Annotated in this window: 12 protein-coding genes; 4 read left to right on the top strand and 8 right to left on the bottom strand. The window is 53.8% G+C overall.

Translation table 11 applies throughout. The features are described 5' to 3' along the window. Positions 1 to 106: 106 nt before the first annotated feature. The gene (gene rlmF, locus ETG88_RS09775) at positions 107 to 1,024 is read left to right on the top strand and encodes a 23S rRNA (adenine(1618)-N(6))-methyltransferase RlmF (RefSeq protein ID WP_164971791.1); all 918 of its coding nucleotides are present in this window, start codon (positions 107 to 109) and stop codon (positions 1,022 to 1,024) included. Positions 1,025 to 1,058: 34 nt separating this feature from the next. Here rlmF and ybiO read toward each other — a convergent pair whose 3' ends face one another. The 6 genes from ybiO to rhtA all read right to left on the bottom strand — a co-directional run bounded on the left by ybiO (position 1,059) and on the right by rhtA (position 7,670). After that, positions 1,059 to 3,272 (bottom strand): mechanosensitive channel protein, encoded by a 2,214-nt coding sequence (gene ybiO / locus ETG88_RS09770; protein WP_102105208.1) that lies wholly within the window; start codon positions 3,270 to 3,272, stop codon positions 1,059 to 1,061. A gap of 138 nt (positions 3,273 to 3,410) precedes the next feature. Then, the gene (gene glnQ / locus ETG88_RS09765; RefSeq protein ID WP_100777107.1) at positions 3,411 to 4,133 is read right to left on the bottom strand and encodes a glutamine ABC transporter ATP-binding protein GlnQ; all 723 of its coding nucleotides are present in this window, start codon (positions 4,131 to 4,133) and stop codon (positions 3,411 to 3,413) included. Next, positions 4,130 to 4,789 (bottom strand): glutamine ABC transporter permease GlnP, encoded by a 660-nt coding sequence (glnP, locus tag ETG88_RS09760; protein ID WP_095281341.1) that lies wholly within the window; start codon positions 4,787 to 4,789, stop codon positions 4,130 to 4,132. Before glnP ends, glnQ begins: the two co-directional genes overlap by 4 nt. Positions 4,790 to 4,867: 78 nt before the next feature. Continuing rightward, complete coding sequence (gene glnH / locus ETG88_RS09755; protein WP_100777106.1) at positions 4,868 to 5,614, bottom strand: glutamine ABC transporter substrate-binding protein GlnH; 747 nt, start codon at positions 5,612 to 5,614, stop codon at positions 4,868 to 4,870. Between the two features lie 362 nt (positions 5,615 to 5,976). Beyond that, positions 5,977 to 6,480: a DNA starvation/stationary phase protection protein Dps gene (dps, locus tag ETG88_RS09750; protein WP_100777105.1), complete on the bottom strand. Its 504-nt coding sequence runs from the start codon at positions 6,478 to 6,480 to the stop codon at positions 5,977 to 5,979. 302 nt (positions 6,481 to 6,782) lie between these two features. Further along, positions 6,783 to 7,670, bottom strand: a complete 888-nt coding sequence (rhtA, locus tag ETG88_RS09745; RefSeq protein ID WP_100777104.1) for a threonine/homoserine exporter RhtA — start codon at positions 7,668 to 7,670, stop codon at positions 6,783 to 6,785. A gap of 355 nt (positions 7,671 to 8,025) precedes the next feature. On the opposite strand from rhtA, the gene ompX reads away from it, so the two are divergent. Beyond that, on the top strand, positions 8,026 to 8,544 hold the full coding sequence (gene ompX / locus ETG88_RS09740) for an outer membrane protein OmpX (protein ID WP_100777103.1): 519 nt from the start codon (positions 8,026 to 8,028) through the stop codon (positions 8,542 to 8,544). 91 nt (positions 8,545 to 8,635) lie between these two features. Here the strand turns inward: ompX and ETG88_RS09730 are convergent, their stop codons facing one another. After that, entirely contained in the window at positions 8,636 to 10,219 is a 1,584-nt protein-coding gene (locus ETG88_RS09730; RefSeq protein WP_100777101.1) for a phosphoethanolamine transferase, read from the bottom strand. A gap of 279 nt (positions 10,220 to 10,498) precedes the next feature. Further along, positions 10,499 to 10,627 carry a manganase accumulation protein MntS gene (mntS, locus tag ETG88_RS09725; RefSeq protein ID WP_107703991.1) on the bottom strand — a complete coding sequence of 43 codons (129 nt, stop codon included), beginning with the start codon at positions 10,625 to 10,627 and terminating at the stop codon, positions 10,499 to 10,501. A 182-nt stretch (positions 10,628 to 10,809) separates the two neighbouring features. On the opposite strand from mntS, the gene mntR reads away from it, so the two are divergent. Together mntR and ETG88_RS09715 are read left to right on the top strand one after the other, a co-directional pair. Continuing rightward, complete coding sequence (mntR, locus tag ETG88_RS09720; protein ID WP_102105205.1) at positions 10,810 to 11,283, top strand: manganese-binding transcriptional regulator MntR; 474 nt, start codon at positions 10,810 to 10,812, stop codon at positions 11,281 to 11,283. Then, positions 11,280 to 12,389 (top strand): anion transporter, encoded by a 1,110-nt coding sequence (locus ETG88_RS09715; protein ID WP_102105204.1) that lies wholly within the window; start codon positions 11,280 to 11,282, stop codon positions 12,387 to 12,389. The genes mntR and ETG88_RS09715 overlap by 4 nt, the downstream gene beginning before the upstream one ends. The last annotated feature ends 99 nt before the right edge of the window (positions 12,390 to 12,488 follow it).

Raw genomic sequence — 12,488 nt, 5'->3', positions numbered from 1 at the left:
AGACATACAGGTTGCTGATTTTTGGCGATTTGTTGTGTCAGAAAGAGAGTTATTTACCGTTGGGTCATCAGAGGGTATCTTACGCCGCTGTGAAAAGGAGAATGCCATGACTGCCCAAAAGCCGGGATTACACCCGCGTAACCGCCATCGTAGCCGCTACGACATGAATGCCCTGTGTCAAAGCTGCCCTCAACTGCAGGAATTTATCGTGCAGACCCCAGCGGGTGAACCCTCAGTTAATTTTGCCGATCCGCTGGCGGTAAAGGCGCTGAACAAGGCGCTTTTGGCCCATTTTTATGGCGTTGCGCAGTGGGACATTCCGGAAGGTTTTCTCTGTCCACCGGTGCCAGGACGCGCGGATTATATCCATCATCTCGCCGATTTGCTGGCGGAAGGCAATGGCGGTGAGATCCCGAAACAGGCGACGGTGCTAGATATCGGAACCGGCGCGAACTTGATTTACCCGCTGATTGGCGCGCATGAGTACGGCTGGCGTTTTACGGGCAGCGAAACGGGGCCGGAAGCCTTTGCCAGCGCCCAGGCGATCATCAATGGTAACGAGGGCTTAACCCGCGCCATCCGTTTGCGTCGCCAAAAAGATGCCTCCATGATTTTCAACGGCATCATTCATAAGAATGAAAACTACGATGCCACAATGTGTAATCCGCCGTTCCACGATTCGGCAGCCACCGCCCGCGCCGGTAGCGAGCGCAAGCGCCGCAATCTCGGCCAGGCGGAAGAGGGTGCGCTTAACTTCGGCGGCCAGCAGCACGAGCTGTGGTGCGAAGGGGGCGAAGTGGCCTTTATCGAGAAAATGATCGCCGAAAGTAAGCCGTTTGGCCGTCAGGTAAAATGGTTCACGACGCTGGTCTCTCGCGGCGATAACCTGCCGCCGCTCTACCGTGCACTGACCGACGTCGGCGCGGTAAAAGTGGTGAAAAAAGAGATGGCCCAGGGACAGAAGCAGAGCCGCTTTATCGCCTGGTCCTTTATGGATGATGCGAAACGCCGCCGACCCTTCTGATGCCTGTTGCCCGGTGGCGCTTGGCTGACCGGGCCTACAGGGTTGGCTCCTGCGGCGGCGGTGGTGACACCGGTGCGGGGAGCACCTGGTAGGTTTGCACCGGCGGTCGCACGTCGGCGATATCGAAGTGTTTCTTCACCATGCTGTCGAGGGCAAACCGCACCGTCCACTGCTTGAGCGGCTGGGTGGTGAACGAAACGCGCAGGGTAAAGGCGGTATTCGTCAGCCCGACAATCCCTGCAAACGACGGCTCACCGATCACCAGCCCGCGAATATCGTCCATCTCCATAAGCTCTTCAACCGCCGATTTCAGCGCCTGTTTCGCTTTATCCGCATCCTCATGCCGATCCACGTCGTAATTGGCCACCACCGACCCGATACCGCGCACAAAGTTGGCGAAGGTGGTAATCGATGACCACGGAATGATGTGGTACGCGCCGGTATCCTGGCGCACGCCGACCGAACGAATCGACATCCGCTCGACGGTGCCGGTTAACGGCCCAATCGTGACCAAATCGCCCGTATTCATCCCGTTCTCAAACTGAATAAAGATCCCGGTAATAATATCTTTCACCAGGGTTTGCGACCCGAAGGAGATCGCCAGACCCAGCGCACCGGCACCTGCCAGCAGTGGAGCGATATTCACGCCGATTTCAGACAGCACAATCATGATGGTGATGGTACTGATAATCACCGCCAGCGCGTTGCGAAACAGGGTCAACAGCGTGCGTGCGCGAGCGCTGGGGAGCGGGCGGCCGTGAATATCGGACACCAGCCGGTTTTCAATCAGGCTGGCGAGCAGCGTCCAGCCGATAGCCGAGAAGAACAGAATCAGCGCGATGCGAATTAAAATATCCACGGTTTTTTCGCCCGCGCCGTTGTGCATCCAGTTCCAGAAATCAAACAGACTCCAGGCGCTGAGCAGAAGCATCACGGCGATACAGACGGTCAGGATCCGCGCCACTTTCAGGGAGGCGGAGATCCAGCCATTCACTCGTTTTTGCAGTTCGGGATAATTTCGCTGTACCTGCGGGGACAGGGTAATGGTTTTTGAAATCCAGCGTGAAAGCAGGCCGGAGACAAAGGCCGCGATGCCGATAATTGCCAGACTGTGGAAGGTGGCACCCATCATAAATTTCAGGCTATTACCCGGATCGAACAGGGAGAAGAAGCACAGTACGATGAAATAGGCGCTCGCCAGCCAGTGCCACACCAGGGCGAAGGCGCGGATAAACAGGCTAAAGAATGAGAGCGAGCGGTCCGCCAGATGCAAAAGGCCGTTGGTAATCGCCTTTTTATTATGAAAAATCAGGTACAGCGCCCAGACGGTAATCCCGAGCATAATCAGCACGTTTGCCAGGGCGCCAATTTGCACGTTGACCTGATTCGAGATAATGGGCACCGCGACCAGCAGGCCGTAGCCAATCAGACCGCTTAGAATGCTCAGGCGTAGCGCCCAGTATTTGGCGCTTTCGTCATTGACGGTGAACGGGCGTAAATCCGGCACGCGCGGGCTAAATATCAGGCGTAACAGAGCTTTAAAGAACTCGATCAGGGCGAAGGCATTGAGAAACAGGCTTTGCTGGAAGGCGATGGTTTGGCTTCCGGCATTTAGGTTATCGCTCAGTACCTGGCCCACAAACAGCGTCAGGGCCAGAATCAGTAAATCAATGACGAACGCGCCTGCGATCATGAGCGGCAAGTGAAGCCAGCTGCTTTTCTCACGATTTTTTCTGCGTCCCCACTCTCCCATTTTGCGGTACAGCGGCCACGCGCATAGCCGCGCCAGCCAGTAAAAAGCGAAGATCGCCCCGGCCAGCATCAGGAAGTGGCTGGCGGCGTTGCTGAATGTTTGTGGGTTGAAGGGTTTATGCGGGGAGCCAATCAGGTTGCGGTAGAGCTGTGCGAAGCGGGCGGAGAGGGCTTCGCCGTAGTGCCGACTGACGTCAGTCACATTCTCCAGCACGGTTTTTTCGCTTGTCACTTCAGGTGGCGTAATGCTGGGGACCGGCTCCTGCGGCGGCGTTTTCGCAACGGTGCGCAGCTGGTCGATGAGTTCTTTGCGCGACGTGTCATTCTCCAGCACGTCGGCCAGCGCGCCATAGGCAGCTTTCTTTTGCTCAACGTCCGGCTCCGCAGCAGGCGTGCTCGACTGAGAGGCAGACGCGCCTGAGGTAACGCCCGGGAGGGTGACAGCCTGAGCGGGTGCACCGAACAGGCAAAGCAAAAGCAGCAGGATCCACGGCACGGCTTCCTCCGATGAAGAAAATGTTCAGCAAAATGATAAGTATAGATGGCAGGTGGGGCAGAGAAGTTTTTGGGAACAATCCGGCATAAAAAAGCCGGGCGACAGAGCGGCCCGGCTGGTGTGAAGCAACGGCGATGATTACGACACGTGCTGCAAGAATTCCTGCAGGCGCTGGCTAGGCGGGTTAGCAATCAGCTCTTGCGGATTACCGTCTTCCGCAATTCGCCCTTTATCAATGAAAATCAGCCGGGATGCCACTTTCTCGGCAAAGCCGATTTCATGGGTCACGATGACCATCGTCATCCCTTCTTCCGCCAGATCCTGCATAACCTTCAATACTTCGTGACGCAGTTCCGGGTCGAGCGCGGAGGTTGGCTCATCGAACAGCATCATTTTCGGTTTTACAGCCAGCGCGCGGGCGATAGCCACACGCTGCTGCTGGCCGCCGGAAAGCTCGGACGGATAGTGGTGAGCACGCTCGGCAAGGCCGACTTTCGCCAGCAGCTCTTTTGCCAGCTTTTCAGCCGCCGCTTTGTTGGCACCGCGCACGCGCTGTGGACCAAACATCACGTTTTCCAGCGCCGTCAGGTGCGGGAACAGGTAGAACTGCTGGAACACCATACCCGCTTCCTGGCGAATCAGACGCTCGTCCACTTTCGGGTCGTTGACCTTCAGGCCATCAACGATCAGATCGCCGCTGGTGATCTCTTCAAGCTTGTTGATGCAGCGCAGCAGCGTCGATTTACCGGAACCTGACGGCCCGATAATGACGACAACTTCGCCCTGTTTGATGTCCAGATCGATGTTATGCAGCACCTGGGTTGGACCAAAATGCTTGGAGACGTTTTTAAATTCAATCACAGGATTTTCATCCTTCTTTCAAGGCGACGCAGAACAAAGCTCAGCAGCAGCGTAATAATCAGATAAACAACGGCCACGGCACTCCAGATTTCCAGTGCGCGGAAGTTACCGGCAATGATCTCCTGGCCCTGACGGGTCAACTCGGCCACGCCAATTACGATAAACAGCGAGGTGTCTTTAATACTGATGATCCACTGGTTACCGAGCGGCGGCAGCATACGGCGCAGCGCCAGCGGCAGGATCACGTGGCGAATGGTTTCGCGGCGAGACAGCCCCAGTGCCAGACCCGCTTCGCTAAAGCCTTTATGAATCGACAGTACCGCGCCGCGCGTGATTTCCGCGATGTAGGCGCCGGAGTTGATCATAATGGTCACCACGGCGGCGCTGAACGGATCAATGCGCAGATCGGTGAAAGCCATTGGCAGGGCGAAGTAGATAAACATGACCTGGACGACGATAGGCGTTCCGCGGATCACTTCGATGAAAACCAGTGCGATGTGGTTGGCAATCCAGCCGCCGTAGGTGCGAGCGAAACCAGCCACGAGGCCGATAAACAACCCGCCAACCAGACCGAGGACCGAAATCCACAGGGTCATTTTGGCGCCTTCAAGCAAGAGAGGAATGGCAGGCCAGATGGCGCTCCAGTCAAACTGCATGATAATTTCCTGTTACCGTGGTTCTAAAAAGCAGGGGCGAAAGGTCGCCCCCGAGCGTACTTCTTCTTTTAAGAATAATTATTTTGGCTCAGTGCCGAACCATTTTTTGTAGATTTCGTTGTAGGTGCCGTTCTCACGCAGGGTTTTCAGCGCGCCGTTCACTTTGGTACGCAGATCGTCGCTGCCTTTCGGGAAGGCGATACCGTACTGCTGTGCTTCTAAAGACTCGCCAACCGCTTTGAATTTGCCGTTGCCCGCAGTTTTGATGAAGTACAGGATGTTTGGTGTGTCGTGCAGTACCGCGTCAGCGCGGTTGGTGCCCAGTTCCATGTAAGCGTTGTCGATATTCGGGAACTGACGCAGGTCTTTGGATTTGATGTTGGCTTTTGCGTAATCAACAGAACCGGTGCCGCTTTTCACTGCAACCACTTTGCCGTCGAGATCTTTTACGCTTTTCACGTCGTTGTTATCAGCCTTAACCATCACCAGCAGGCCGCTTTTGTAGTAGCCGTCAGAGAAGTCGATCGCTTTTTTACGTGCGTCAGTGATGGTGATACCTGCCAGCGCAACGTCAACGTTTTTGGTTTGCAGTGCAGGGACGATACCGCTGAAGTCCATTGGCTTCAGGGTGTAATCAAGTTTAAGTTCCTTCGCGATAGCTGCCCACAGATCGACGTCAAAACCAACATACTGATCGCCCTGTTTGAATTCAAAGGGGACGAAGGCGGTGTCGGTTGCGACGATGAGTTTTTTATCTGCAGCGTGAGAGGACACGGCAAAAGCCAGGGTAAGTGCAGCCAGTGAAACTTTTAATACAGACTTCATAGCATTTCCTTTTATATCCACGGGGCGATCCCCTGCGAGAACAAACGGCTACATGAAAAAATCGTGCCAACATTGCAACTCATTGTTTTGCAAAGAGGATGATGTCATGTGTTGCACAGCAACCGGTGCAAACCGCTTTTGTTGCACCAAAATGGAGCGCTATTTTGGTGCAGTCGGGTTTGCTTAGCCGACGGGTGGCTATTAAGCGCAGATAACGGCGATAAAACAATCTTTCGTTAACGATTTTGTGAGGTGATTATTACAACTAATTTACTTTTGCAGAAGGGGAGAGCAAAAGTGTGCACCATAAACGTGCAAAACCCCCGCCGGGCGGCGAGGGTTTTATAGATAATTCGTATGGATTATTCGATGTTAGATTCGATAAACCACAGGAATTGATCCAGGTCGCGAGAAGCCGCGGTTAAGATATCTGCGGTGTCTTCGTCTTTGGTTTCGCCAATCGCTTTACGTACATCGTTCGCGACGATAGCGTAACGGTCAGCCAGCTCTTTCAGGTGATCCTGAACGGTGTGGATATCCAGCGGGTAGCTTTTCAGTGGCGTTTTGCTGTTAATGACCTGAGTGGTACCCAGGGCAACACCGCCCAGCTGCACGGCACGTTCAGCCATGGTGTCCAGGTGGGTCACTAACGCAGTCCGGAAACCATCCAGCATTTCATGAACGGCGATAAAGTTGGCGCCGCGCATATTCCAGTGGGCCTGTTTAGTGATCAAGGACAGGTCAATGAACTGGATCACCTGGCGATTCAGCAGCTCAATCGTTGCTTTCTTATCGCTATCCGAGACATCGTTACGGGTATAAAGCAGATTAGACGCTTTCGTTTTAACCAGTTTAGCGGTACTCATAATCTCATATCCTCTTGATGTTTTATGTTCCAGGTAATTACCGGAAATAAGTATAGCACCGCTTTTATATTCTGCCGGGATGGCTGTGCCTATCGGTTTAATAGCGAAAGGGAAGGGGGTTTTGTAACTTATTGATATTAAGTGATTATGATTTATTATATGCGGATGAGTCTTAATTACGCCCTCTTTTCATGGGCGACAGAGAATATTTCACCGTGATGACAAAATATGTAAGGAAATAAAACCAGGGGTAAGTTGGCCTCTATTCTGCATGGCTGTAAAACCATGCAGAACAGGGAGCATTAATTGACGTCGATTTTCTTAATTTTGGTTTCAGGCCGCATGGTGAGCGTCGATCCCATTGACGCGGCAATAATTGAGCACAGCGCCAGCGTCTGAGTGAAGGTCAGGCTTTCTCCCAGGAAAACCATCCCCGACAGGGCGGCGAGCGCCGGTTCCATGCTCATCAGCGTGCCGAAAATGCGGGTTGGCAGGCGCGTCAGGGCAATCATTTCGAGCGAGTAGGGCAACGCGGTGGAGAGAACGGCGACCGCAAGACCTATCGGCAGAATGGACCACTGCCAGATGGATTCCGTTGCTTGCGCCATCCCAATCGGCACAAAGATGATCGCAGCGATGAGCGAGCCGAGTGCGACGGTGGCAGGGCCATGCTCTTCACCCGCACGTTGCCCGGTGAGGATATAGACCGCCCAGCAGGCTCCCGCACCGAGAGCCAGTGCGGCACCGGTTAAATCCACATGAGAGATGTTCTGCCCCAGCGGCAGCAGGAACCACAGGCCCAGCACGGCCAGCACCACCCAGACAAAATCGACGGGGCGACGGGAAGAGAAGAGCGCCACGGCCAGCGGGCCGGTGAACTCCAGCGCTACCGCGATGCCCAGCGGTACGGTCTGGATCGACAAATAGAACAGATAGTTCATTCCGCCGAGGGACAGTCCGTAAAAGAGCAGCGGCAGGCGTTGCTCTTTTTTAAATCTCAGCCGCCAGGGTTTGAAGATTACCACCAGAATTAAGGTACCCAGCGCAATACGCAGCGCCGTGACGCCAGGGGCACCCACCAGTGGGAAAAGGGATTTTGCCAGTGATGCACCACTCTGAATGGACAGCATAGCGATGAGTATTACAACGATGGGCAACCAGACTGGCGCCTTGCGAGACATCCCAGGCATCCTTTCTCCTGTCAATTTATGTCAAAGGGAGTAAAGGTCGCAGTGTAATTGAAATAATCAGGCAGCGGTTGAGACTTTGTTGAAAAAAAATGCCGCGAAATCCGTAGAATGAGCCACTATTGATGGATTAATAAGCTAACAGATTAGGATTAATCTGGATGAATGTAATGGCGTTGACGCGCAAAATCAGCGTATAAATGTGGAAATTCAGTGTTTTTTGAACAAGATAGCTGACCTTTGAAATGTTCTGTTACATCAAAGGATCGGTTAGACAACACGAATCACAAAGAGTTTCACAAGATTTTTTGATATATTTAAAACTTACGGATTTACTTGAAGCACATTTGAGGTGGTTATGAAAAAAATTGCATGTCTTTCAGCACTGGCCGCTGTTCTGGCTGTTTCCGCAGGTACCGCTGTAGCTGCTACTTCCACTGTTACCGGTGGTTACGCTCAGAGCGATATGCAGGGCGTAGTAAACAAAGCTAACGGCTTCAACCTGAAGTACCGCTACGAGCAGGACAACAATCCGCTGGGCGTGATCGGTTCTTTCACTTACACCGAGAAAGATCGTTCTGAAGATGGCGCTTATAACAAAGCTCAGTACTACGGTGTTACCGCTGGTCCTGCTTTCCGCCTGAATGACTGGGCAAGCATCTACGGTGTTGTAGGTGTTGGCTACGGTAAATTCCAGCAGACTGAAAACGAAAGTCTGAACCGCACTGCTTCTACCAGCGACTACGGTTTCTCCTACGGCGCAGGTATGCAGTTCAACCCAATCGAAAACGTTGCTCTGGACTTCTCCTATGAGCAGAGCCGTATCCGCAACGTTGACGTTGGCACTTGGATCGCAGGCGTGGGTTACCGCTTCTAATCACTTCGGTGAGCCAGTAAAAAATCCGCCCAATGTGGCGGATTTTTTTTTACCCTCTTCCAGTGGAAGAGGGTGCCAGACCGACGTCAGCTTACCTGCTTTTCACCTCGAAAACATCCGTACCCAGATGGGTATACTCCACTTTCTGTAACTTGAAGTTGGTGATATAGACCGGCGGCGCTTTCTTGTTTGAAATGAACGAATAGCTGTTGGCGATCTCTTTTGCCGAAATCCCCGTCCATTGTGAGAAGAATTTCAGGAAATCATTGGCTGAACGACGCGCTTTGATGATGCGATGAGTTTTGTCATCGCTGGAGAGCACCATAAACGGCACCTGGAAGTTCTGCTGGAACTTATCGTCATGGGCCAGGTACTGCACCTCTTTGCCGCGCTCTTTAAACGCCAGACCGTGATCCGAGAAGTAGACCATCGAGAAACTGTCGCCGGTGTTGCGCAGCTGGGTATAGAGTTTACTCAGCAGGTCGTCGGTTTGCGTCATGGTGTAGAGGTAGCACGACGTCTCTTTCGACTGCACGAATTCCGCGTATTTCCCCTGAGTACGATCGCACGCCTGCGGATGCGAGCCCATCAGATGCAGAACGATCAGCTGCGGCTGGGTGCGCTGGCTGGCGAAGACCTGCGACGTCATCTTCAGTAAGGCTTCGTCTTTGGTATTTTTATCGGCCTCAAAATCTCCGCTCTTCAGGAACTGCGCTTCATCCGCACGTTTGGCAATGCTGGCGATGGCCGTGTCGTATTCACCGATCTGCCCCTGATTGGAGAACCACCAGGTCTGGAAACCGGCGCGGTTGGCCAGAGTCACGAAATTATCCTGATACTGCGGTTTGCCATCAACCACACGGCTGAGCGTCAGGCCGAGCGATTTCTGCGTCGAGCCGCTTGCCGCGACATAATCGGTAAACAGGGTGCCGTTTACTGAGCTGGCAAACGGCGTGTTATCCCAGTGCCCGCCGAATGCGCCCAGCGCATCGCGGCGCGCGCTCTCGCCAATCACCACCACGTAGGTGTGATATTTCGGTTTGACCGCCAGCACGTTCCAGGTGTCTTTCATGTTCGACAGCTCCGCCATACGCGTCTGCTCATCGAGCACTTCTTTATTGTTCACCACAATATCTTTGACGAAGCGGAAAACCGGATAGCCGGTGTCTTTTAGCTTGAACACGCCGCCCCACGCCAGGTTTTGCACCGGCGCGACAAAAAAGGTCGCCACGCCGATAACCAGGCACAGGTTTTCAATCATGCTCCACGGTTTTTTCTCCTGCGGTTTGCGGCGAACGGCAATCACCCCAAGAGCAAAAATAAACAGACCGATGACGTAGCTGTACCACGGGAAGATGGTCAGGATCTCCGTGGACTCTTCCATATTGGTGGAGTGCAGCGCCAGCAGGGTGTTGAAGTTAGGGGCGCCGTACGCCTGACCAAACGGGTAGTACATCGCCGCGACGACCGAGCAGATCCCGACCACCACTTTTTGCGCACGCGGCGCGCTGCGCCACATCAAATGGAGCAGACAGGTAAAAGCGACGGCGTAGAGCAGGCTAAAGGGATAGCCCAGCGCAAAGTTAATGAGCAGCGATTGCAGAAAGTAGAATCCCGTCCACGGGCTTAAGGCCCGACTGCGGGTAATAAATGTTTCTTTCAGGGTTAAATTCATAGGTCACTATCATGAAAACGCCATGTGCTCACCCTGGCGTCGAGGGTCAAAGCCTGCCTGACAGTGCGTGGAGAGGGAATGAGGGTCCGCTTCAGCGAGCCGCAATTGGTGCAGGGCTGCAAGAAGATAGAGCCAGTCGGCATTCAGGTCAACAGTTGCTAAGAAGATGTTTTGCGAGAGGGATTACAAATCCGTAAAAAAGATCGGGAATTGAGGGCCAACAGAGCAGTTTGCGCGGAAAGTGTGACAGAAAAATGAAGCGGCGTACCGCGACGCCGCTTAGTGGGACGGTTTATCGTTTTGCTCTGATTTACCGTTAAACATATCGCACAGCATGTTCAACAGCATCAAGCGTACTTTAAAGGGAGAGTGGCTAAACACTTTCATACACCTCTTGAATTCGTTCATGTGACCTCCTGATTTCTGATCCCTTCGATCCGTGAAGGGTGACTGCATTACATACAGATATAGCACAGGCTATATTGTATAGCTATGGCTAATTCGTTAATTTTTTGTGCTTGTAGAGGGATCGTTTACACTGTGCGCTCAAGATATATGACGCCAGGGGCGTCACCCACTGAGGAAGGACAATGAACCGTCGCGCAGGTAAGCCCATTACAAAAAAAAAGACGCAACTGGTGAATGTTGAAGAGCATGTTGAAGGGTTTCGTCAGGTGCGTGAGGCGCACCGTCGCGAGCTGATTGATGACTACGTCGAGCTGATTTCCGATCTCTTTCGTGAGGTCGGTGAAGCGCGTCAGGTGGACATGGCTGCGAGGCTGGGGGTGTCTCAGCCTACGGTTGCCAAAATGTTAAAACGTCTGGCCTCGGTTGGGCTGATCGAAATGATCCCGTGGCGCGGCGTGTTTCTGACGCCAGAAGGGGAGAAACTGGCTCAGGAGAGCCGGGAGCGTCATCAGATCGTTGAAAACTTTTTACTGGTGCTCGGCGTGAGCGAAGATACTGCCCGCCGCGATTCGGAAGGGATTGAACACCACGTCAGCGAAGAAACGCTGGAGAAATTCCGCGAGTTCACGCGTAAATTTGGGTCCCCTGCTGAATGAGCATTCCTGGACTGCGGGCACTCGCCCGCGATCGCTTTTTCCATCTTCTGTTATTGATTGGCCTTGGGCTGAGCTTTTTCGTTCCCTTTGCGCCTGCGTCCTGGCCGGCGGCTATCGACTGGCACACCATTATTACCCTGAGCGGGCTGATGATGTTGACCAAAGGGGTGGAGCAGAGCGGCTACTTTGACGTCATCGGTCGCAAAATGGTGCGCCGCTTTGCCACCGAGCGCAAACTGTCGCTGTTTATGGTGCTGGCGGCGGCGCTGCTGTCGACGTTTCTGACTAACGATGTGGCGCTGTTTATCGTCGTGCCGCTGACCCTGACGTTACGCAAGCTGTGCGAGATCCCGGTTAACCGGCTGATCATCTTTGAAGCGCTGGCGGTTAACGCCGGATCGTTGCTGACGCCGATTGGCAATCCGCAAAATATTTTGCTGTGGGGACGTTCCGGATTGTCCTTTGCGGCCTTCACCTGGCAAATGGCGCCTCTCGCGCTGGTGATGATGCTCTCTCTGCTGGTGGTCTGCTGGTTTGCTTTTCCGGCTAAACCGCTTCGCTATCACAGTGGCACCCAGGCCTCCCCGTGGAATGCGCGGCTGGTGTGGGGCTGCCTCGCCCTGTACATCATTTTCCTGACGGCCCTCGAACTTAAATATGCCCTCTGGGGCGCACTGCTGGTGGCGGGCGGCTTCCTGCTGCTGGCGCGGCGGGTGCTGATTAGCGTCGACTGGACGCTGCTGCTGGTCTTTATGGCGATGTTTATCGATGTGCATCTGCTGATCCAGCTGCCGGTATTGCAGGGCGCGCTGCACAGTGTGAGCGGACTCTCGCCGCTCGGCCTGTGGCTGACGGCCATCGGGTTGTCGCAATTTATCAGCAATGTTCCCTCGACCATTCTGCTCATCAACTATGTGCCGCCAACAGTGCTGCTGGCTTGGGCTGTTAACGTCGGCGGTTTCGGCCTGCTGCCGGGATCGCTCGCCAATCTGATTGCGCTGCGTATGGCAAATAACCGCCGGATCTGGTGGCGATTCCACCTCTGGTCCCTGCCAATGCTGGTGTGGGCGGCCGCGGTCGGTTTCGGATTATTCCTTCTCATATAGTGCGCTAATTGTCAGCTTTTCCTGGCAAATGTATAGCAACGTCCTAACTTTAGTGAACGGCATAACTGTGATGCCGTTCACTGACAGGAACGTTGTTGG

The sequence above is a fragment of the Lelliottia nimipressuralis genome (genome assembly GCF_004115925.1).
GTDB classification, from domain to species: domain Bacteria; phylum Pseudomonadota; class Gammaproteobacteria; order Enterobacterales; family Enterobacteriaceae; genus Enterobacter; species Enterobacter nimipressuralis.
The sequence above is the reverse complement of the archived record's forward strand: the minus strand, read 5'-3'. Positions and strand labels throughout refer to the sequence as shown.

Excerpts from the sequence above, each read along its gene's own strand:
- mntS (WP_107703991.1), bottom strand. The coding sequence starts at position 10,627 with ATGAACGAATTCAAGAGGTGTATGAAAGTGTTTAGCCACTCTCCCTTT.
- glnP (WP_095281341.1), bottom strand. The coding sequence starts at position 4,789 with ATGCAGTTTGACTGGAGCGCCATCTGGCCTGCCATTCCTCTCTTGCTT.
- mntR (WP_102105205.1), top strand. The coding sequence starts at position 10,810 with ATGAACCGTCGCGCAGGTAAGCCCATTACAAAAAAAAAGACGCAACTG.
- rhtA (WP_100777104.1), bottom strand. The coding sequence starts at position 7,670 with ATGCCTGGGATGTCTCGCAAGGCGCCAGTCTGGTTGCCCATCGTTGTA.
- rlmF (WP_164971791.1), top strand. The coding sequence starts at position 107 with ATGACTGCCCAAAAGCCGGGATTACACCCGCGTAACCGCCATCGTAGC.
- ETG88_RS09730 (WP_100777101.1), bottom strand. The coding sequence starts at position 10,219 with ATGAATTTAACCCTGAAAGAAACATTTATTACCCGCAGTCGGGCCTTA.
- glnH (WP_100777106.1), bottom strand. The coding sequence starts at position 5,614 with ATGAAGTCTGTATTAAAAGTTTCACTGGCTGCACTTACCCTGGCTTTT.
- ETG88_RS09715 (WP_102105204.1), top strand. The coding sequence starts at position 11,280 with ATGAGCATTCCTGGACTGCGGGCACTCGCCCGCGATCGCTTTTTCCAT.
- ompX (WP_100777103.1), top strand. The coding sequence starts at position 8,026 with ATGAAAAAAATTGCATGTCTTTCAGCACTGGCCGCTGTTCTGGCTGTT.
- dps (WP_100777105.1), bottom strand. The coding sequence starts at position 6,480 with ATGAGTACCGCTAAACTGGTTAAAACGAAAGCGTCTAATCTGCTTTAT.